Below are 22966 nucleotides of genomic sequence, written 5' to 3' on the forward strand. Positions count from 1 at the left end.
TTTTCTATTTTATGTTAATATTCTATTAAATAGTTGTCAAAATTATATTATTGTATAATTAATGGGAATTTATTGAGGAGATAGGAAGAATGAATATTAGAAAAGCAACAAAAAAAGATTTATCAAGAGTATCAGAAATATATGTTTTTAATAATAGAGTGAATTATTGGCCAATTTTTAAAGATGATGGCTTTTCTTTTGGAGAATTACAAGTAGTTACTATGGTTGATAATTATTTTGGAAAAGATGAAATATTAAAAAATATATTAGTTTATGATGATGGTTTAATAAAGGGATTTATTGAAATGAAAGAAAGAGAGATTTGTAAAATATATGTAGATACTTTTTTTCAAAGTAAAGGAATTGGAAAAGAACTTATGGAATATGTAATTAATGATTATGATGCTAATAATCTTTGGGCATTAGAAAAAAATGAAAAGGCAATTTCTTTTTATATAAAACATGGATTCAAATTAACTGGTGAAAAAAAATTTGAAGAAGGTACTACTGAATATTTAGTTCATTTAACTAGATAAGTTTTAATTTATCAAATAGATCTTATGAATAATTGTAATATAGTATTCTTGACGTAATAGTAGGAATTTAAAGATGGACTTATTAGCATTATTATTTGTATATACGTTAATTATTGGAGCATTTGCATTAGTAGCATATTTTACAATTAAGAAAGCAGTAAAGGATGCAATTAAAGAAATTGATAGAGAAAGAAAAAATAATTAATATTAAAAGGGAAATAAATCATGCTTAAAAGTGAAGGATAAAATTTCTACATGAGAGGAGAATCATGAACAAGAAAACAACAACTTATTTTTTTGGAATTATTGGAATAATCACTTGGAGTATAACAATATTTTTAAGAGAACAATCAATTAATAATTCTATTATTAATTTTATATTAGGAATTATGCCAAATATATCTGCCACATGGTTCTTTATTTGGATGGCTGAATTTACACTTAATATTAAAAAGCTTAACTTTACAATTAAAAGAGCTATTTTTTCATCTAGTATAATTTTTATATTAGCTTTAGTATCAGAGATAATACATGACATATATCTAGAAAGCCCTTTTGATATTAATGATATTATAGCTACTATATTATCCATAATTCTTTATCTAATAGTTTTCTATTTTAAAAAGAATACTATTATAGAAGACCAATTTTAAATAATAACTTACTAAAAATAACGCATATTCTATTTTTGAATATGCGTTATTTTCTATGATCAATTCAAAAATATTATTAACAACCCCATTAGTCATCTATTTTCTTATAAAAGCCTTTCTTTAAAACATACTCTACACTTATAAAAACCACAGCTACAATTGCTAATTCAATTTCTAATTAAAATAAAATCATATATTACATCCGCTTTATTATAGTAAATACAATTCTATATCTAACTATACAGATATTAATTAAATTTAAATGAACTAACAAAATCATCTACTGATTTAACTACTTTATCTAACCTATCATAATCTATTAACTCAGGTGTATCATTTTCCGTATGAATTACCTCTTTTACATTTTCATCAATTATACATATTGCTGATATTCCTGCTCTGTCAAACTCAACACTATCAGCAGTTCCTTTTAAGCCTGTATTTAACTCTACTTCTAGCCCATTATTTTCTATAACTTCTTTCATTGGTTCATATAATGATGTATCCGTATTTCTATCTAAAAAAGTTACTTTCCCTCCATCTTTATATCCAACAGAATCTATATTAATATTTATTAAATTATCATATTTTCCATTTATATCTTCAATAAACTTTTCACTTCCTGTTAATCCGCACTCTTCGCCATTAAAAGCACAAAATATTATATCAAATGCTGGTTCATTTACTGAATATTTATTATTTAAAATTTCTGCTAAGTCTAATAATACGGATACTCCTGATGCATTATCAATTGCTCCTCTTATTATTTTCCCATCTTGTATTCCTATGTGATCAAAATGGGCAGAAATTATTACGGCATTATTAGAGTTACCTTCTATTTTCCCAACAATATTATTAATCGTCTTTACTTCTCCATAGTCATCTTCTGCAATCAATCCATAATTTTTATATACTTCTTGTGTATATTCCTCCTTATAACTTTCATTAAATATTGGAATTAATCCTATTTGTCCAAATAAATCATTAATATATTCTTCAGCAAGCTCATTTCCTGCACTTCCAATCCATCTACCTTCAAATTCATCTGAACATAACTTATTGATTACTTCTTGCTTATCTATTGATACAGTTTCTTCATTCTCTTCTTCTTTTAAATCATTACTTTCAATTGACTTTGAATTTTCTGTAGCATCAATAGATAAATCATTTTTACTACAACTTATTAATGATAATGAAATAATTGAAATAGATAAAACTAATAGTATTTTCTTATAAATCATATTTTTCTTTCTTCTCCTTAAATAAACTATTATATCTATTTATATTATCCATATTATGTAAATATTAATCTATATTAAATAATTTGTTTATAAAAATTTAATTTGAAGATTTATTAACAAGTGTATTATAATATGCAATAAAAATATATGAAACTAAACTGCCCCTATCAAGTAGACAGTTAAAATGATATAAAATTTTATTATTTTAACTGTCTACTATAGGTAAGTCATGTCATTATAGACATCCCTTATTTTTTTATACTTATATTATCTACTATCTATACTATAGTAATTATAAATAATATTATTTCAAAACAAATCTATATAATTAATACCTCAATTTATTTTTAATATTATTAGCACTAGGCTCAGCCTTTTCAACAAATATATAATACCAAGCCCCTGCTTCAATCTTTTCCTCTATAATTTTATTATGAGCATTTTCAAATCCCAATCCCTTAGAGGCATATGGTAAAAATACAAATGCAAATAAATATAATAAACCACTTCCTACGATAAAATAACACCATCTTAAAAATTTACTTTTCCCTTTTGAGATCATAATAAAAACCTCCCCATTTATTTAACTATTTCAAAAGCTTTTCTGTTATATCTGTAAATACAACATTAAACATTAAATAAGCAGCTAAGAAAGTTAATAATATATTTAATGCTTGTCCACAAATATATAATATAATTGGTTTTCCACCTTTAAAATACTTAAACAAATCTCTAAAGTTAGTAGATAACCCAATACTGGCAAATGCTAAACAAAATAACCATCCTTGCAATGGACTAATTATAGATTTAACCATACCTTTATCAATAAACACATTAGCAACATCGCTACCAAGAATAAAATAAATAACTGAAAATAAAATAGATGCAAATAGAAAACCTAATACAAATTTCGGAAAATTAACCCAAATCTCTTTAAACAATACTTTTGCCGAAATATTCTTTTCACTACTAGGATTTCTTTCAACTTTTAAACTCCAATAAGTAGCAACTCCAAAAGCCATAACCCCTATCAAAATGTTTTGTATCATTTTTATAGTTGAAGCAACATCACGAGCTACTGGTCCAAGCAATTCACCCGCAGCAACAACTGCCCCTGTTGAGTCTACAGTTCCTCCTATCCACGCTCCTGCTAATACTGGATTTAACCCTAACTTTTTTATTATTAAAGGCATTATTACCATCATCAATGAAGTAAACAAAATAGATATTCCAACAGCTAATGTTAACTCTTCTTTTTTAGCTTTACTTGCACTTGCAGCAGCTATTGCAGCAGATACACCACTTACTGACATATCAGCTGAAATAGTTATATTTAAAGATTTTGATTCTATCTTAAGTATTTTTTGTCCAAACCAATAAGTTGTTATTAATACAACTGGAGTTACACACCAAGTAACAAATATACCTGGAATACCAATTAAAAGCATCTTATTAATCAAAACTGTTGAACCTAATAAAACTAATCCTGTTTTAATGAAAAATTCAGTTTCTGAAGCCTTTAGTACAATCTTAGGTGTTCCTATAGTATTACTTACTAAAAAGCCAATTAATAATGCCCATACAACATACTCAAGTCCCCAAGCCTTTAAATTCACTTGAGCTGCAAGTATATATGCTAGTACTGCAACTATAAAAACTACTGGAAAACCAAGAGCAAACTCCTTAACTGATTTCCCCATAAAATGAATTCCAATTGAAAATAATATACAAAGAACAATTCCTAAAATTATTAATTCAGGTATTAAATTATAAGGTTCAACAATACTATCAGATTTAGCTGAAGCCTCAATTCCTTTTAATTCATACCAAGTATTTATATCTTCTTCAGCTTTTGCATTTAAATCTTTATCTTCATAATTTGCTTCTGCAGCAGCATTTTGAGATTCTTGTGCTATTTCTTTTGCATCACTTGTATTAGCTATAGCTTGTTCATATTTGGCTTCATTTTCAGCTGATAGTTTAGAAGCCTCTTCTTTACTTAAATAAATAGATTTTAATGGATCATCATTCCAAGAATATGGTTTAGAGAAAAGTTCACTTATTTGAGATATGAAAGGTATACTAGTAAATTTCAGCGAACTTTTTTCATCATTTGCTTCGTACCATTCTATAGTTTTAAATGGAGCCTTTTCTCCTTCTACCTCCAGAATACTGTTATAAGTGTTTAAATCTGCTTTTATACTCTTAGTATAATTTATTGAAAATACTAATAATGTACATAGTAATATTGTAAACCCCAATATAATAGCCCAATAGTCCTCAAATTTTAATAAGTTTTTAATATTATGTTTTTTGCTAGATATTTTTTGTGTTGACATTGAATAACCCCCTATTGATTTATTTAAAATTTAATATTCTTTTTTAATTCCCCAATTTTAAATACCTTAAATTTTAATAGCGCTATTAATTATTACTGATTTTTAAATAGGAATTTTTCCTTAGATCTTCACCCTCCTCTACTCTAAAATAAGAATTTAATTTATATACATGTATAATTTTTTGCAAAATAAAAAGCACCAGAGAATAAACTCCAGTGCATGCAAAATCACCTATTAATTTACTCTCTTATCGCTCAGCTAATAAAGCTGCAGGAATTAGCACCACGTTGATAGTTTTGAATTTTTAATTAGTAGTTTTTATATAAACTTCTAACTGCTAACTTTTAACTATTAACAGGTTGCTGGGTTTCATAGGGCCAGTCCCTCAACCACTCTTGATAAGAATATTTATTAAATTTTAATGTTGTTGTTATTTAATATAACCCTCTTTTAAATGTATGTCAATAACTTTTTTTGTATTTTTTCCCTTTTAGATGTTTTATTATTATTTATTTTTATATATTAAATACTTTAATAAAATAACCAGTATACATTTCCCTCAAGAAAAATATATACTGGTCATTTTATATTATTATTTGATACACTCAAATAATACTCCATAATTTATTTCTACACCATTTACATTTATGTTATATATAGGTTTAATATCATTATGAACTTTTTCTAAAAATGATATATCCTTTACAAAAGGATCATTAGTATTTAAAACTGTTACTCTAGAAACATACTTATAAATCTCTTCATTAAAATAAAGGCTCTACCTTGACGTAGATCCTTTATCATGTATTATTTATATCTATTTCTTAGTAATATACTTAAAATCAGGTTCCCTATTAAGATCATATTCAACATAATCATCAACATCTAACAAATCATTTAAATCTATACATTGAACTCTTTGATTTTCATATGTTACCCAATAAAATCTCAATGATTCAGCACACATTACAGCTGTATAAATTGTATACTCATAACGTTCTAAACATTCATCATACACAATTGTATTATTTTTTTCTGATAATTCAACTAAACCAAGAGGCACTGCAACATTATTAAATAAATGAATAATATTACTAACACCCTCCTCTTCATCTATCCCCTTAACAGCATACTTCTTCAAAAATGATAATCTAATAAACCTTGATGTAGAAGAACAATCTCCTGGAAGTCCCATTGTACCATCTCCAGTGAAACACTTATTAAATTTTTCTCCATTAATCTCTAAAGTGTCATAATCTAAATTTCTAATATTAAAGTAATTTAATAAATTTAAACAATGCCAAGAATAACTTGGACTATTAGTCATAACTCCCATGGAATTGCGATAAATGCTTACTCCGCTTTCATCTGGCTCAATAATAACAGATTCACCTGTTTTATCTGAAAATATCCAATGAATTGGTGGTACTTGTCCAAGTATAGGTATATTCATTAAAGTAATTTTATTTTCAACCATATCAACAACTTCATCTACACTTTTACATCTCGTTAAAAGATATGTAACAAGAAATGGAGGCTGCACAGCTATTGTACCCTTAGCTTTTTTATCATTATATTTAGCAAAGCAACGATAAGCTAACTGTCCACCCATTACCCCTTTTTCATTAACCCCTTCATACAAAATTGGTGTAGATTGCATAAGCCTTATTCCTGTTCCAACAGCTGCATACTTTGATACAGTTTTTGTTTTTTCAACTATGTTATTTTCTACTCTTGTCCCACATCCATAATAACTCTTACCTTTAGGAATATATATTATTTTACTTTCTTCAGCAATACAATTAAAATCGAAGTTTCTTCCCCATAAATGTTTATTATCTTCTGTAGTCCAACTCATAGAACTACATCCACCGTTCATAGCATTTGATACCTCATTGATATTGTCCATGAATTACCTCATTAAATTATTATTTTATATAAATAATATATGTAATAAACAGCTGATATTGTTATTTTATAATTACAAATTTTAAAGCAGCACTTATATCATCTAATCATAAGTGCTGCTTCATTAACTATATAATAAACATTCATCATTTAAAATACATCATTTGTATACTAACAATTAATATATTCTTTGTTATTTAATAAAATAAATAGTATTATACACATTCATTTAATTAATCTCTTATTTTTATGCAATTAAAAGTTTTTAATAATATAAAATAAACAATTCCAACACAACTAATTACTATTATTGTGTTTACTCCAATTAATAAAGTATTATAAGCTAGCAAATTCCATATTAATTTTCCAAATATAGTTGATATTAAACCAAAGATTATAGGCATGAATGCCCACTTTAATAAATCTATTTTAATATCAGTAACCTTAACTACTCTAATAAAGCTTACTGTAAAACTAAAAATAGTTGATATAGACATTGCTATAATTAAGCCTTCTATTCCTTTTATAGACCCTAAAAAATATATACCTAAAATCTTTAATACAGACTCCATAATTTGATATTCTAATACTTTAACTTGCTCATTTAATCCATTTAAAATACCACCCATAATCATATCAATATACATAAATGGAATTATAAAAGAAAGCATTTTAAAAAACGTTCCTATATCTTCTCTGTTATAAATTGATATAGATAATTGATTATAAAATGTAAAAAATATAAAGAAAGATATAATACCTATTATACTTGTAAAACCAATACTTCTAGTAATTACACTATTTAACCTTTCCTTATTATTAATAGCCTTAGCTCTAGAAATCTCTGGCATCAAAACTCTAGCTAAAGACATGAGTAATGTTGCTGGAAACATAATTATGGGAAAAACCATTCCCATAACTCCACCTAATGCACTTATAGCTTCACTTTCAGACATTCCAAACCTTACAAGAGATAATGGTATTAATATCATTTGCACTGTACTAAATGCAGACATTAGGTAGGATCTAGTAGCCATAGGTATAGATATTTTAAATAACCTTTTAATCAACCCTTTTGTATTTCCTTGTACATTACTTAAATACTTAATTTCCCTTTTTTCCAACTTATATTCTATAAATACATATAAACAAGATAAAATATCACTTATAACACTTCCTAATACAAGAACTGCACAACCATATTCTAATTTTATAGATACAGCTGAATGTAATAATAATACTATTACTGTAATTTGTATAAACTTTTCAGCAAGCTGAGTTGTTATTGGTATGAATATATCTCTAACAGCATAAAAGTATCCCTTTAAACATGATGATATTGAAATAAAAGGAATGCTTATTGCAAATATTTTTATTGAAAGTATTACTCTTGTGTCTTTTAAAAATATTAAAGCTATATTTTTAGAAAAAGCAAATAATATAATAGAAGCTGTTATTCCCAATACTCCACATATTGTAGATGCTTTAAACACCACATATTTTACATTATTGTACTCTTGCTTTGACATTTCTTCTGCTACAATTCTTGTTACTGCTGAACTTATTCCTGAAGTTGCAAAAGTTATTGCAATCATACTCACTGTTCCAATAAGCTTGTACAATCCCATCCCCTCTGTACCAATTTCATTTGATATGTATACATTAAATACAACTCCTATACTCCTCATTATCATCATTGTAATTGATAATAATATTGCATTTATAAATAAATTCTTTGTTTTATTTTCCATACAGTACCTCTTAACTTATTATATTGCTACTATATGTTAAGTGTTTACAATAAATTACTTATATTAAATTGATGAATTTAAAGTTTATAATAATTTAATAATTATATTTTCTGGTATATATTTTAAATTAAATTTCATTACATAGAAATAAAACTAATTTTTATTAATAATATCCCAAAACTCTTTTTCAGTAATTATTTCTATTCCTAGAGTTTTAGCCTTTTCTAACTTGCTCTTTCCAGCACCTTCTCCAATTACAAGCATATTAGTTTTTCCACTTATGCTAGTTGGTGAATCAGCTCCATATCTTATAGCTGTTGCTCTCATTTCTGCTCTACTTTTAGACATATCACCAGTAAAGACTATTTTCTTTTTATTAAATATATCCTTTATTAAGTTTTCCTTAGCAAACTCAATCATTTTTTTCTCTTCTGCAACTTGCTCCTTATCCTTTGCAAACTTTCTAAATCTATTTGCTGTTGGAGCTGAAGCTTGCTTAGCACCATTAGCTTGCTTAGCACCATTAGCTTCATTACTACTCTTGCTATCCTTGTTACTTTTCTTTGCAACTGATGCTGATGTTGGTGTACCTAAAGCTGACCATCTTTCAGGCTTAATAACTTTTAATAGCTCTAATAAATCTAAAACATCCTGTAATGCATTATGAGCCTGTCCCTTTTTAATATTGTAATGTTCTAATAAATTAACAAGCTTATATGAAGGTAATATTTCTTTTTGCTTTATTGTATTCATACTACAATAAAATTCTTGATTATCTTCAACCCAGCCCCAATATCTTAAAAAGTTTCTATCAAAACTTGCATTATGTGCTACTAAAGGACACTTATACTTCTTAATTAATGATTTGAATTTTGACTTAAGCTCTTCATTTTCTTCAATTGCATCTAAGCCATCACCATATCCATTTTTATATTTTTCTTCATCATTAATAATTGCTAAATGAAGGCTATCAATTACTCTATAATCTTCTACAACTATTGCAGCAACTTCTCTTATTCCATCAGCTGGACTAAAGCTTCTTGGTGTTTCTATGTCTACAATTATGAATCTTTCTTTTTTCTGCATATCTAATAAGTAATCTGGGTGTATGCTATGTAATTCACCATTTATATCTAATATTATTTCATTATTATCAACTATTCCAACAACATCGCATTCTACAGCATTTTCTGTATATGCACCTTTATAATATAAAGTTTTAACTTCATTTGCCTTAGGGCTAATTAGTTTTAATTCTTTTAAAACTTCTATTTTTTCTTCCAATGATTCAAACTTTCTCCACTCTCTTTTGGGATTTATCATACTTGTACCTCTATTCTAATTTTATAAATTTATTACTATATTAATTTAAATATATTAAAAATTATATCACATAGTTTATATTAAAAAATCATTAATACTTAAAAGTTGTTATATTGATAGCATATAGCTAGATTTAGTATTCTAAACTACTTCTTGTCCTCTAAAGGCTTAATATGGCATAATGCAGTTTTGACTATATGTAATTATAAAGTTATACTTAACCTACAAGTTAAGCAAAACAAGTTTGCAAGACATAATATCGCGGGGTGGAGCAGTTGGCAGCTCGTTGGGCTCATAACCCAAAGGTCGTAGGTTCAAGTCCTGCCCCCGCAACCAAGAAAAATAAATCTTATATTTTATAAGGTTTATTTTTTTGTATAAGTATTTAATAAATTCATATTAACTCAAAATTAAAAACAATTTATTCAAAAATTCATATAAAATAATATAAAGCTAGAAAACTAATTAATATTTTCTAGCTTTTTAAATGTATTACTTATTTACTATTTTCATATTACCCTAATAATAAAACTCATTATATAAGTTTACTTAGCTTAATAATTAACTTTTATTTTATTATAAATTTGCACCAAAATCAGTTACTAATACTTGTCCTGTTATTGCTCTAGCCTTATCACTAGCTAAGAAAGCTATAGTGTTAGCTACATCCTCTGGTTCACAAACTGGTAGCTTTAAATCTGCATGAGCCATCATAGCATTCATCATATCCATATTCATATTAGCTAAATTTTCTGATTTAGACATTGGTGTTTTTACTGAACCAGGGCACACAACATTACAACGTATTCCTTCTTTAGCCATTCTTAATGCAATATTTTTAGTTAATCCAATTATTGCTCCTTTACTAGCACAATATACAGCTCCTCCAGAACCATAAACACCAGCAACTGATGCTACATTAATAATTGCGCCACTTTTATTTTCTAACATTACCTTAGCAGCTACATTTGTAATATTTATAGTTCCTTTTGTATTAACATCTATTACAAAATTAACATCATTTTCATCAACAGCTTCAATAGGTAAAAGTGCATGATCTAGTACACCAGCATTGTTAACTAAAATGTCTAATTTACCAAATGTTTTTATTGTTTCATCTATAACATTTTTACAATCTTCTTTTTTAGAAATATCGCTAGTTACTACTAATACTTCTCCACCTAAGCCCCTGATTCTTTGGGCAACATTTTCTAATTGTTCTTTTCTTCTTGCAGTTATTACAACCTTTGCACCTTCTTTAGCAAACAATAGTGCAGTTGCTTCTCCAATCCCTGAGTTACCTCCTGTAATAATAGCTACCTTGTTCTTTAACATATAATCCCCTCCATTTGCATCTCTTTATTATCCTTTTATTTTGAATAAAAATATTATTTTTATAGTTATAATTTTATCATGTTTTTTATTAATTGTAAAAAATTTCAAATTACTAATTTCTATTAAATATTCTATAAGGTTTTATATTGCTGATTAATCTTTTATTATCCTTGCTTAAAATTATTGTTTAAATAAGTATATCTTAAAGGTATGTCTATTTTAGACACCCCTTTAAAAGTCAATATATTAAAATTGCTTGTATAAACTTAATAATCAAATTGTAACGCCTTAACTTAGGTATACTTATTTCATTACTTTTTCAAACCTAAAAAACTCTTCATTAAATTCACCATCAATCTTATCATTTTGAGAATCTTTATAATATTTATTAAAAAATTCAACAATGTGGAATCCACATTTATTAACATAAAAATTAAAAGAAGCCACAACAAATGACTTCTTTTAATTCTATTATATACTATTTTTATTTATAAATATATCTAATAAGATCTATAAACGATTTATATACCCTTTATTTTTACTGCTCTATTTATTTTATTACCATATTTCCATTTGATTAAGCTTAACATCATATTCAACATAAATGTCATTACCTTCAGCATCTACTAGAGTTAATTCAATGCTAATTAACTCCATATCATCACTACCAAAGCATTCACTAATACTACTTGTTTCTCCTGCTAATATTGTATCTGAAAATGTTAAATAAGAACCTTCTTTGACACCATCCTTAGTTATATTATACTTAAAATCTGCATACTTAACTGGATAGCTACTATTATTTGTTAATGTAGCTTGATAATATATAGTGCCCATGCTGTCTGGTTGTTGTAGTTGCCCTGTTATTACAAAATCATTTATATTGATTTCTGATTCTTTTGATTCTTCTATCTCACCATCTTCAGCTTCTTCAATTTCTGGTGAATTGTATCTTTCATTTTCTTGTAATTCTGTAGCACTTGAACAACCTGCAAATAAAGTTAAAGTAGCTAGTATTCCAACAATAAGCAATCTTTTCATATATTTGACCCCCTAAATAAAATCTTATTGCAAATAAAATCCTATATAATATATGAATAAAAAGTTTCATTTTATTACTCATATGGAGTAGTCTTTATGCTTATCTATATAATTAATAATAGGTATTAATACTATTTTCTTTATAAAGTAACTGAACTTCTTTTAAATTAAAATACAAAGAACTCTACCTTATAATTTATTAGTAGAGTTCTTTGTATTGTTTAATATCTTGTTTCAAATTAAACATTCTTTTAGGTATCGTATCGATTTATTTTCTATTTAACACCTTTTAATATAATTCCTTCTTTAAATCCACCACGTTCTTTTAACTTTTCTTGCCTTTTATTAAGTAAATCTTCTTCACTATATCCAATATTATCTGCTAGTCCAAATAAAACTTCCATAATGTCTGCAAGCTCTTCTAAGTTTTTATCTTCTAAATATTCATTAACCTCTTCCATAAGTTTAGCTTCAAGAAGTGCTGTTCTTTCTTCTTTTGGAGCTATTTCTATTTCACATTCTTTTCCTGTTGATTTTATAACTTCTGGTATTAAATCTCTTACTAACTTATTATAAGTTTTCATAACCTCTTAACTCTCCTTAACACAAATTGCATTTAACCAAGTAATATCGCCTCTTCCTGGAACAATATCAATAGTTTTATAAACTTTCATAATCTTTAAACCTTCAACTTTATTTATTAATTCATTAAAAGTTTCTTCAGTATAGCAATTAAAATATCTTCCTTTTTCATCTATATATTCATCTTCACCATACTTAAATGACATATAAAAGATTCCATTATCATTTAAATTTGAGGATACATTTTTTATAACATCTAGGATATCTTTTTTATTAACATGAAGTAATGATGCACATGCCCATATTCCATGGAACTTGTCTATTAATGATAAGTCTTCAAATTTACTAACTAAAACCTCTTGACCTATTAGGTTTGATGCACTTTGTGCTAATTCTTTGGAACCATCTACTGCTGTTATTTTGTATCCTTTATCTATAAATGCTTTACTGTCTCTACCACTTCCGCACCCTAAGTCTAGGATAGTTCCACCTTTTGGGATATTATTTAAAAACTCTTTATATAATTTGCTCATATCAATTGTAAGTGTTGTTTCTATGTATGTTTTTGAATTATTGTTGTAAAAATCTAATGTGTTATTTTTCAATGTTGCTACTTCCTTCTAGATAAATTAAAAGAAGTCACAATAAATGACTTCTTTTAATTTTATTATATACTATTCTTCATTATTAAAAAATCTATTCTTATAATAAGTTTCACCCCTAAGATCAATAGCCTCCTTCATATGCTTCTTAAAATCTTAAGTCTACTTTATCTCCTAGTTCTGATTTTAGTAAGTATATTGCTTGTGGTTATGTTATTTTTAAATAGCTTCCTGTAATAATTCTTATGTTAATACCACGTGCTAATTCTTTTTTTAGGTTTTATAGTAATAGTTTTGCTCATTACTCCATTAGGAAATAAAAAGCTCCATATAAAACTTACTAAAGTTCATTTTTATTTAATTTTTTATTTTCAAACATACTTAATCTTTCTATTCTTTTTTTATCCTCTATAATTTCATCCGTATACTCTTTTAATTCTAATAGTTCTTTACTCCTTACTGACACCTTTATTGCCATTACTGTATTCAAAATAAATAACAGAATTGCTATTTTTTTAATATTTATACTTTCACTAAATATTACAAAAGACAATAAAAATGGTATTGATAATATAGAATAAACCTTCCCAAACATTATAAATCTTTCAATTATTTTAATAGTTTTTTTATTCTCTTCAATAATTTTCTCTAACTTCAATTCTTTCAATTTATTTTTCTCCTCTATATTCTCTTCTATTATCCATAAAGGTTTTACTATCCCTACCACTTCCGAACCCTAAGTCTAGGATAGTTCCACCTTTCGGGATATTGTTTAAAATCTTTATATAATTTGCTCATATCAATTGTAAGTGTTGTTTCTATGTATGTTTTTCAATTATTATTGTAAAAATGTAATGTGTTATTCTTCAATGCTACTACCTTCTAGATAAATTAAAAGAAGTCACAATAAATGACTTCCTTTAATACTATTATATAGTATTTTTCATTATTAAAAAATCCATGTAATAAGATCTATAAATTATTTATCTATCATTTATTTTACCGATTTATTCATTTTATTACCATATTTCTATTTCATCAAGCTTAGCATCATATTCAACATATATGTTTTTACCTTCTGTATTTACAAGAGTTAATGTAATACTAATTAACTCCATATCATCACTCCCAAAGCACTCACTAACACTGCTTGTTCGCCCTGCTGATATTGTATCTAAAAAAGTTAAGTAAGTATTCTCCTCTACCCCATCCTTAGTCATATGGTATTTAAAATCTGCAAATTTGACTGAATAAATGCTATTGTTTGTTAAAGTAGCTTTATAATAAACAGTTCCTATACTATCTGGCTCTTGTAATTGCCCTGTTATTACAAAATCATTTATATTAACTTGTGGTTTAATATTCTCTTCTTCCTCAACTTCTGATAGATTATATGCTTCATTTTTTTGTGTTCCTGTAGTATTTGAACAACCTGCAAACAATGTAAAAGTAGCTAATATTCCTGCAACAATCAATTTTTTCATAAACTTAACTCCCAAATAAAATTCCATATAATATATAAATAAAAAAACTTCAATTCACTACTATATATAAAGTAATTTTAATGATTATCAATTTTTATAATCAATTAATTCTATTGTGTTTATACTATTTTATTTATAAACTAACTAAACTTCTTTTAGATTAGTTAAATCATTTTTCTTGTTAAAAAAATATCCTATAGCCCATCTAAATATTCTGCAAGTAACATACTCATCTGGTAACCCCTGATACTTTTCAGGTAACTCTTTAATTTCAGGAATCATTGAAATCATTCCTCCTTCAATATCTATAGTCCAATTTTCAAATTGATAAAGACATCTTGCCCCTTCTTTAGGAACAATAGCTAAATGTACATTGTGAGGATAATTCTTTTTTGCACTATATCCAGCATTAATAACTCCACATATGTAAAGTGCCTTAAAGCTATCTTCTGGTTGTTCATCAAATACTATTGTTGTTTCATTATTAAAATTTTCATTATGCTTACTAAATTTTTTGCTGTATTTTCCTTTTAAAGAATTTGTACAATGTTTTTGATCATTTCCATCTTGTACATATTTGCACCATAACCACTTAAATTTTTTTACATCTAAATTATGTTGTATTTTTATCATATCTGCCACCTCTTAAGTAATTTATTCTATGTGTATATAATAAATGTTAATAGTGACATATATCGTCCTTTTAATTTATTTTTAAAATTTATTTTCTTCTTTTATATAATCTATCGTATATCCTACAAAATCACTATAATCCAATATAATTTCTCCTTCCTTGTATAGTCTATTAATTATTTTCATAGCCTCTTCAAAATTATTAGCTTCAATCATTATTTCTCTATTTAGCACTTCTTCTATATTAAATCTATATTTATTCATACTTTTTAAATCTCCTTAAATAACTATTATTTAATAAGTGATTATAGATCAGGTACTATATTTAGATCAACAAAAAACAAAAGCTATGTAAGAATTTATATTTAATACTTACATAGCTTCCTTAAACATTATTTATATTGGTTAAGAATTTCTTTATATGCTTTTATGATATCATCTTTTAATTCTAATGGTTCTAAAACAGTGCAAGCTGTTCCCATTCCCATAATCCATGGAATAACTTCAGTCTTTCCTTCTACTTTTGCATTATAAATAAGGTACCCCTTTTCTATATAATCTTCTATGCTTTCTTCTTCTGTCCATGAATATTCCTTAAAGCCCATTGCATATGGATAAGTTATTTTTAACTTTATTTTATAAGTTTTATCTTTAAATAATCCAATTGAATTTTTAAGATACTCATTTATATCGAAATCATCTTTTATAAATCTATCTTCTAATAGTTCTATATTTTTTATTCTTACTAGTTTAAATTGTCTTAGTTCATTTCTTTCTTCACATTTTCCTATAAAGTAATTTGATCCATAATATGTGTACAATTTATAAGGTTGAACTATTCTTTCTGTACAACATCCTTTAGAATCCATGTATTTAATTCTTAATTTTCTATTATTTAGAATTCCATCATTAATAGTAAGCCATTTTTCACTTTCTTCTTCATGATTTGCTTTAATCTTTATTCCTTTTGAATATATACTTTCTGAATTATAATTATTATCTTTAGGGTTTATTGCTTTTATTTTTTCTATTGCTGAACTTAAGTCATTATAAAAGTGTAAGCCTTGATCTTTTAGATAATCTTTTGTTTTAGATAATGCTAAACTTTCTTTATCGCTTAACTCTAAGTTTAATAGGTAATCTTTATTTTCTAAAATGTATCCACCGTATCTACCCTTTATTTCGGTTATGGTAACTCCAGCGTATTCTAAGTCTTCTTTATATCTTGTTATTTGTCTAATATCTACTTCTAACTCTTCTGCTAATTCTTTTCTTGTTACTTTTTTTCTGCTTCTTAGTATGGCTAGCATTCTAAGTGCATTGTTTACTTTTCCCATTTAAATTACTTCCTATTATATTACACTTTTCTACTTTTTTATCTAACCTAATTATATCCTTGTTACTTATATTATAAGTCCATTCATGAAATCCTTGATTATATGCAATTTGATATAACGGATTTATCATTGCTTTCAAATCATGTATGAACTTATCTTTATTCAATTCACTATTAACATTCATTATAGCTTTAATATCCAAGGTTTTGTCTATTGATAAATACTCTTCTATATATTTTCGAGACTCTCTTTGTTTTCTAATAAAATCTATACCTTGAAACTGAACTTCGGAAAAATCCTCAATATAAATATCATATCTAGGTAATGAGTCACTTTTACTGCTATTTATATTTCTAAATGTAGGTACAAGATTCCACAATTCATCATGTCCAACAAAACTCCAAGGTAAAAAATGATCAATACTTAATGGACCATTTTCTTTATATTTTTCTTCTGTAAAATATTCTCCTGTATAAATATCCTTTATTCTAATATTTTTAATAACATTATTCCAATATTTCTTAGCATTAACCAAATTACGTTCAATAGGTGGTTCTAACTTTAATGGTATTGCTGGAACACTAGGATTCTTATTTTGTAAGAATAAAATAAGATTATAATTCGCCCACCCTCTAATAATATTTTGATTTTCACAAATATACTTGTACCAATTTTCATTTATATATATTTGTTTTTTCTCAGAATTAATTCTATAGAACACTCTACTATCATTTTTAGCAAGTTCCTCTATACTTTTATTAATTATTCCATCTTTTACTCCTCTTAATTCATTCTTATAAAATCCTCTTAATAATCTATACGGAACATATTTATAAAATTCTTTCATTATTTTTTCTAACTCTTTATTTTCTGTACTACATAATTCTTTATATAATTGAAATTTTGATATCTCCTTATCTTTTATGTATTCATTAAATATTTTTTTAATATTCTTTGACATCTGATCCTGTGATCCAAAATTCAAATTATAATTTAATAACGGATACCAAGCCTTCGCAATCATTCTTGCTACAACTTCCTTAAATGATATTATTTTCTTATTAGCTATAACTTCTTCAAATACACCTAGAAACCAAAATATTTTATAACTATTAGTCATATCATCAAATACATTTTCTAGCATTCTTATATCTATATCTTCATCAAAAGGCAATTCAATCATTTCTTCTTTTCTCCTTAAAAATACAATTACTCTATTTACATTATATATCATTATACACTTTATATTTTAAAATTTCCGAAATATATTTACGTACGTAATAAAATATTATATAATTTATACATATATTTACGTACGTAAGGAGGTATTATGGTAAGCAATTTTTTCTATACATTTCCTGCTATAAAGGGAATCCAATCTTCAAAAGAATATTTTGTTATTATGTGCCCATTGAAAATATTATCTAAACTATTCATTTTTAATGAAGAAGAAATTCCTGCTGAATACAGATCACAAAGAATTTTAAATAAAACTAGAATACCAGAAATGGCTAATTATATTATAAATAATCCAAAAGACTATGTATTTTCATCTTTAACAGCCTCAATAGATGGAGAATTTGAATTTTCATCTTTTGATAAAAACTTAAATGAAAATATAGGAGTTCTTAAAGTTGCTATGGATAGCAAACTTCTTATAAATGATGGCCAACATAGACGTGCTGCAATTGAAGAAGCTTTAAAAGCAGCTCCAGAATTAGGCGAGGAAACTATTTCCATAGTTTTATTCGTGGATGAAGGACTTCGTAGAAGCCAACAAATATTTGCAGATTTAAATAAACATGCAGTAAATGTATCTAAATCAATAGGAATCTTATATGATTCAAGAGATCCAATTGCAATAATAACTAAAAATTTATTAGATAGTAATGATTACTTGAAAAACTTTACTGATAAAGAAAATACATCACTACCTAAATACTCTGCAAAACTATTTATACTAAGTAGTATTTATGAAACAAATAAAAAACTACTTAATAAAATAAATGCTACTGATGAGCAGTCTCAAAAATTTGTTTTTGAGTTTTGGAGATGTTTATGTGATAATATAAGTGAATGGATGTTCGTTTTTAATAAAGAAATGAGTGCACATAACTTTAGAAATACATACATAAATTCTAATGGTGTTGTACTTGAAGCTATCGGTATCATAGGAAATTATTTATATAGTAATAACTACCCTAACTGGAAAGATTATATTGCTAAGCTTAACTCTATAGATTGGAATAGAAGTAATCTTAAAGATTGGGAAAATAGAGTTATAGCACCAAATGGACGTATTGTAAAAAGTGCAAGCTATGTTAAATTAACTTGTATATTAATTAAAACAAAAATTGGTCTTCCACTAACAAAAGAGGAAGAAAAACTTGAAAGTGAATTTCAAAAATAGAAGGATGATTATATGACAACTAACGATATAAACATAAAAATAAATGAAGTAATAGAAGAAATGAAGCTTGTTTATAAAAATGATAATAGACCTTGGATTATAGGATATAGTGGAGGCAAAGATAGTACAGTTGTTGTTCAACTAGCTTTCACTATGTTAGAATCACTATCTAAAGAAGAAAGGCATAAACCAATTTATGTAGTATCTTCAGATACCCTTATTGAAAATCCTATAGTGTTAGGATATCTAAAAGAAGCTTCTCAATTAATTAATAAAGGTGCTCAAGCTAAAGGATTACCTTTATATGCAGAAATGGTTCACCCTGACTATAACAATACATTTTGGACTAATATAATCGGTAAAGGACTACCTACTCCAACTTCTATCAGATTCAGATGGTGTACAGAACGCCTTAAAATTAAACCATCTAATACTTTTATTGAAGAAAAAGTTAAAGAAAATGGTGAGGTTATCGTATTACTTGGTGTTAGAAAAGCTGAAAGTATTGCAAGAAAAATAAGAATAGAAAATAGAGCAATTGATGGCTATTTATTAACTCCTCATGGTTCACTACAAAACACTTATGTATATAATCCAATAGTTGATTATACAACTGATGATGTTTGGAAAACTTTACTTAGTAATAATGGTGTAACTCCATGGGGTGGAGATAATAATGAATTATTTGCATTATATGCAGGCTCAGATGCTGGAGAATGTCCTTTTACTATAACTAAAAATGCTAAAGGAGAAGTAGATTCCCCTTCATGTGGTAATTCAAGATTTGGTTGCTGGATATGTACAGTTGTTAAAGAAGATAAATCTCTTACTGGCTTTATAAAAAACGGTGAAGATTGGTTAATGCCACTTCTTGATTTTAGGGCTTGGCTATTAAGTATAAGAGATAAACATGAATACAGACAACAATTTAGACGTGATGGTAACCATTATTACAAAAAATTATATTTAGAAGATTTACCACTTTTAGATGATTTTACATTAAATAAAAATTATATATTTACTGATAAAGAAAGTAATAAAAAATATATTGATTTAAGAAATAGTCAAGAAGATAAGATTTCTGGTAAAAGAGAATCTACTGATAAAGAAAAAATATTTTTAGAATTACTACCTCTTATTTCAGAATATAAGTTAGATGAAAATAAAATATTTGATAAGGAAACTAAGCCATATATTCATGTTATTGGCTATGGTCCTTTTAACTTCTTTGCTAGAAAAGAAATTCTAAAAAGGCTATTAGAAACTCAACTAGTAATGAATGAATTTATTGATTTTCCTCTTATAACTATTGAGGAATTAGAACAAATTGATATGATTTGGGATGACGAAGAAGATTTAACTAGAAGAAGTCTTGTTGATATTTATTATGAAGTTATTGGTGAGAAACTTCCATGGCATGATTTTAAGAAGCCTATATTTGATAAAGAAACATTAGATACAATAAAAAATCTAAACAAAGAATTTAATTTATCTGATCATTTAATTAATAAATTACTTATTGAAACTAATAAATCAAAACATTTTACTAATAAGACCGTATTAGATAAATCAATTTCGAAGGTATTAAACCAAAGATATTTACACAAAAGTATAATTGAGGAGATAGAAAATGATAATTAATAGTATAAAACTTAAAAACTTTAGATCATATGAAGATGAAACTGAATTTTCTTTTTCTCCTAAAGAAAACAAAAATATAGTTTTAATTGGTGGAGAAAATGGAGCCGGTAAATCAACTTTATTCGAAGCAATAAAGCTTTGTATTTATGGACCAATGAGCTATGGATATATAGGTATAAATTCAAACTACTTAACTAAGGTAAAAAACAACATAAATAACAATGCTTTTAAAAATGATATTGTAAATTGCGACATATCATTATCATTATCATTTAAAGAAGGTACTCAAATTAATAACTATACTTTAAATAGAAGTTGGCAATATATTAAACAAAAAATAGTTGAACATTTTGAAGTTACTAAAAATGGTTCTGTGTTAAATGAAGATGAAATTAATTACTTTAATAGATATCTTCAATCAGTTTTACCACCAAGTTTATTCGACTTTTTCTTCTTTGACGGAGAAGAACTTACTGAATTCTTTATAGGTAAAAATTCATCAAATAGCTTGAAGGATGCAGTACTGCAATTATTTAATTATGATACCTTTAATATTTTAAAGAAACAATTACTTTCTTATCAAAGAAATATTTCTAAAAATAATACTAATTTAAATGATATTCAAACTCTTTATGATGAAGCATTAAATAGAGTTAAAACTGCTAAATCTGAAATAGATTTAATCTCTTCTCATATTGAAGCTAAAGAATTAGAACTTGATGAACTTTTAGTTAAAAAAAATACTCTTGATGATGAATTTAAAAGTTCTGGTGGTATATTAGAAACTGAACGTGCTGAAATAACTTCTAAAATTACTAAGCTAGAAAATGAACGTTCAATTATAAATCAAGAAATTAAGGATTTCTGTAATGATATATTACCATTCTTAATCATTAGTGATTTGCTAGTAGATACTAAAGTACAAATTGATAAAGAAGAAAATATATCATCATATAAAGCAGTAAAAAACAAATTATCAGGTGAAATAATTAAAAAATCTTTTAATTCTATACCTACTTTAAACAATTCCTCTGCTGATTTTGATGAAATTGCAGTAACTATATTAAACAATATGTTTGATGTTAATGAATTACAAAATATAAGTGAGATATTATTATTATCTGATGATCAAAAAATCAACGTTTTATCAACAATAACTTCAATTATTGCTAATAATGAAACTTACAAAAGATCATTAATTAATAATTTTGATAAATTAAAATCTATTGCTATAGAACTTAGAGATTGTAGAGATAAATTGAATTCAACTATTTCAGGAGAATTAGTTGAAAATTATCTAAAAGAAATAGAAGCTATTAATAATAATATAATTAATACTCAGAACTCTATTCTAACATTAAAACATAAGTTAGATAATTGTAATGAAGAACTTAAAAATGCGGAATATCATTATATTAGGGCTAAAAATCAATACACTTCTTCATTACAAGATAATAATGTTTTAGAGTTATCATCTAATCTTACAGAATATCTTGATGCTTTATTAACTACATTAACTAAAGATAAACTAAGATTAATAGAAGAAAACTTTATAAGTATATTTAAGACTATAATTAGAAAAAATGAATATGTTTCAAGTATTGTAATTGATGATTCATTCGAATCAACATTATATGTTAATAGAGGATATAGCTCACTTGAAATTCAAAATATAATTAGCAACTTAGGTATAAATGATATTTCTAAGAAATATGGTCTTATGTTTATAGAAGATCTTTTAAATAAATATCCTGTTTCATCTTTATCTGAATTAATGGAATACTTAAATAATAATCCAAGTTGGGAAGATATTGAAGTAAGAACTAAAGTTAATGTTAATGACTTCTCTAAAGGTGAAAAACAAATTTATATTCTTTGCTTAATTTGGGCATTAATTAAAAGTTCTGGAGTTGAAGTTCCATTTATTATAGATACTCCTTATGCTAGAATTGACGAAAGTCATAGAAAGACTTTAACTGTAGATTACTTACCTAATATAAGTAAACAAGTAATTATTCTCTCTACAAATGAAGAAATTGATTCTAACCTATATAATGTTATTAAACCTTATATTTGTGATGAATATTTACTTTTATATAATGAGAGTGCAAGAAAAACTGAAGTTAAGAAAGGTTACTTCGAGGTGTAAT

23 protein-coding genes, 1 tRNA gene and 1 riboswitch are annotated in these 22966 nt (G+C 25.9%); of the genes, 7 read left to right on the forward strand and 17 right to left on the reverse strand.

Going from position 1 to position 22966, the window contains the following annotated elements:
* Positions 1-89: 89 nt before the first annotated feature.
* From ABUA17_RS02660 to ABUA17_RS02670, 3 genes are all read left to right on the forward strand, one after another.
* A complete protein-coding gene (locus tag ABUA17_RS02660; RefSeq protein WP_195952414.1) occupies positions 90-536 on the forward strand; it encodes a GNAT family N-acetyltransferase in 447 nt (148 codons plus the stop codon).
* A 73-nt stretch (positions 537-609) separates the two neighbouring features.
* Positions 610-741 carry a hypothetical protein gene (locus tag ABUA17_RS02665; RefSeq protein WP_278244472.1) on the forward strand — a complete coding sequence of 44 codons (132 nt, stop codon included), beginning with the start codon at positions 610-612 and terminating at the stop codon, positions 739-741.
* Between the two features lie 64 nt (positions 742-805).
* On the forward strand, positions 806-1189 hold the full coding sequence (locus tag ABUA17_RS02670; RefSeq protein WP_195952413.1) for a hypothetical protein: 384 nt from the start codon (positions 806-808) through the stop codon (positions 1187-1189).
* A 248-nt stretch (positions 1190-1437) separates the two neighbouring features.
* Here the strand turns inward: ABUA17_RS02670 and ABUA17_RS02675 are convergent, their stop codons facing one another.
* The 6 genes from ABUA17_RS02675 to ABUA17_RS02700 form a co-directional block, all read right to left on the reverse strand.
* Positions 1438-2430, reverse strand: coding sequence for a M28 family metallopeptidase (locus ABUA17_RS02675; RefSeq protein WP_195952412.1), 993 nt, complete (start codon positions 2428-2430; stop codon positions 1438-1440).
* Between the two features lie 328 nt (positions 2431-2758).
* Positions 2759-2992, reverse strand: coding sequence for a hypothetical protein (locus ABUA17_RS02680; RefSeq protein ID WP_042397150.1), 234 nt, complete (start codon positions 2990-2992; stop codon positions 2759-2761).
* 25 nt (positions 2993-3017) lie between these two features.
* Positions 3018-4769 (reverse strand): YeiH family protein, encoded by a 1752-nt coding sequence (locus ABUA17_RS02685; protein WP_195952411.1) that lies wholly within the window; start codon positions 4767-4769, stop codon positions 3018-3020.
* A 244-nt stretch (positions 4770-5013) separates the two neighbouring features.
* Positions 5014-5174, reverse strand: a riboswitch (SAM riboswitch).
* A gap of 412 nt (positions 5175-5586) precedes the next feature.
* Entirely contained in the window at positions 5587-6678 is a 1092-nt protein-coding gene (locus ABUA17_RS02690; RefSeq protein WP_195952410.1) for a linear amide C-N hydrolase, read from the reverse strand.
* 232 nt (positions 6679-6910) lie between these two features.
* A complete protein-coding gene (locus ABUA17_RS02695; RefSeq protein ID WP_195952409.1) occupies positions 6911-8428 on the reverse strand; it encodes an oligosaccharide flippase family protein in 1518 nt (505 codons plus the stop codon).
* 153 nt (positions 8429-8581) lie between these two features.
* On the reverse strand, positions 8582-9751 hold the full coding sequence (locus ABUA17_RS02700) for a 3'-5' exonuclease (RefSeq protein ID WP_195952408.1): 1170 nt from the start codon (positions 9749-9751) through the stop codon (positions 8582-8584).
* A gap of 260 nt (positions 9752-10011) precedes the next feature.
* On the opposite strand from ABUA17_RS02700, the gene ABUA17_RS02705 reads away from it, so the two are divergent.
* Positions 10012-10087: transfer RNA gene (locus tag ABUA17_RS02705), tRNA-Met, on the forward strand.
* Positions 10088-10327: 240 nt separating this feature from the next.
* Here the strand turns inward: ABUA17_RS02705 and ABUA17_RS02710 are convergent.
* The 11 genes from ABUA17_RS02710 to ABUA17_RS02760 all read right to left on the reverse strand — a co-directional run bounded on the left by ABUA17_RS02710 (position 10328) and on the right by ABUA17_RS02760 (position 17999).
* On the reverse strand, positions 10328-11086 hold the full coding sequence (locus ABUA17_RS02710) for an SDR family NAD(P)-dependent oxidoreductase (RefSeq protein ID WP_042399094.1): 759 nt from the start codon (positions 11084-11086) through the stop codon (positions 10328-10330).
* 303 nt (positions 11087-11389) lie between these two features.
* Positions 11390-11533, reverse strand: a complete 144-nt coding sequence (locus tag ABUA17_RS02715) for a hypothetical protein (protein ID WP_156327401.1) — start codon at positions 11531-11533, stop codon at positions 11390-11392.
* 111 nt (positions 11534-11644) lie between these two features.
* Entirely contained in the window at positions 11645-12127 is a 483-nt protein-coding gene (locus tag ABUA17_RS02720; protein WP_195952407.1) for a hypothetical protein, read from the reverse strand.
* A 275-nt stretch (positions 12128-12402) separates the two neighbouring features.
* On the reverse strand, positions 12403-12711 hold the full coding sequence (locus tag ABUA17_RS02725; protein WP_055276066.1) for a nucleoside triphosphate pyrophosphohydrolase: 309 nt from the start codon (positions 12709-12711) through the stop codon (positions 12403-12405).
* Positions 12712-12717: 6 nt separating this feature from the next.
* Positions 12718-13314, reverse strand: coding sequence for a class I SAM-dependent methyltransferase (locus tag ABUA17_RS02730; protein ID WP_195952406.1), 597 nt, complete (start codon positions 13312-13314; stop codon positions 12718-12720).
* Between the two features lie 337 nt (positions 13315-13651).
* Positions 13652-14038, reverse strand: a complete 387-nt coding sequence (locus ABUA17_RS02735; protein WP_288218732.1) for a hypothetical protein — start codon at positions 14036-14038, stop codon at positions 13652-13654.
* A gap of 292 nt (positions 14039-14330) precedes the next feature.
* Complete coding sequence (locus ABUA17_RS02740) at positions 14331-14795, reverse strand: hypothetical protein (protein WP_195952405.1); 465 nt, start codon at positions 14793-14795, stop codon at positions 14331-14333.
* Positions 14796-14939: 144 nt separating this feature from the next.
* Positions 14940-15428: a hypothetical protein gene (locus ABUA17_RS02745; RefSeq protein ID WP_195952404.1), complete on the reverse strand. Its 489-nt coding sequence runs from the start codon at positions 15426-15428 to the stop codon at positions 14940-14942.
* Positions 15429-15509: 81 nt separating this feature from the next.
* A complete protein-coding gene (locus tag ABUA17_RS02750; RefSeq protein WP_195952403.1) occupies positions 15510-15692 on the reverse strand; it encodes a DpnD/PcfM family protein in 183 nt (60 codons plus the stop codon).
* A 128-nt stretch (positions 15693-15820) separates the two neighbouring features.
* Complete coding sequence (locus tag ABUA17_RS02755) at positions 15821-16765, reverse strand: helix-turn-helix transcriptional regulator (RefSeq protein WP_195952402.1); 945 nt, start codon at positions 16763-16765, stop codon at positions 15821-15823.
* Positions 16740-17999, reverse strand: a complete 1260-nt coding sequence (locus tag ABUA17_RS02760) for an HNH endonuclease domain-containing protein (RefSeq protein ID WP_207743357.1) — start codon at positions 17997-17999, stop codon at positions 16740-16742. The genes ABUA17_RS02755 and ABUA17_RS02760 overlap by 26 nt, the downstream gene beginning before the upstream one ends.
* A gap of 96 nt (positions 18000-18095) precedes the next feature.
* On the opposite strand from ABUA17_RS02760, the gene dndB reads away from it, so the two are divergent.
* From dndB to dndD, 3 genes are read left to right on the forward strand one after another with little or no spacing between them, the layout of a single operon-like run.
* The gene (gene dndB / locus ABUA17_RS02765) at positions 18096-19175 is read left to right on the forward strand and encodes a DNA sulfur modification protein DndB (RefSeq protein WP_055291299.1); all 1080 of its coding nucleotides are present in this window, start codon (positions 18096-18098) and stop codon (positions 19173-19175) included.
* A gap of 12 nt (positions 19176-19187) precedes the next feature.
* Complete coding sequence (gene dndC, locus ABUA17_RS02770) at positions 19188-20816, forward strand: DNA phosphorothioation system sulfurtransferase DndC (RefSeq protein ID WP_195952400.1); 1629 nt, start codon at positions 19188-19190, stop codon at positions 20814-20816.
* The gene (dndD, locus tag ABUA17_RS02775; protein ID WP_195952399.1) at positions 20806-22965 is read left to right on the forward strand and encodes a DNA sulfur modification protein DndD; all 2160 of its coding nucleotides are present in this window, start codon (positions 20806-20808) and stop codon (positions 22963-22965) included. Before dndC ends, dndD begins: the two co-directional genes overlap by 11 nt.
* Position 22966 lies beyond the last annotated feature (1 nt).

Origin of the sequence: Clostridium sp. RTP31139st1_H3_RTP31139_211217 (assembly GCF_040227035.1) — a bacterium.
In the GTDB taxonomy this organism is placed as follows: domain Bacteria; phylum Bacillota; class Clostridia; order Clostridiales; family Clostridiaceae; genus Clostridium; species Clostridium saudiense.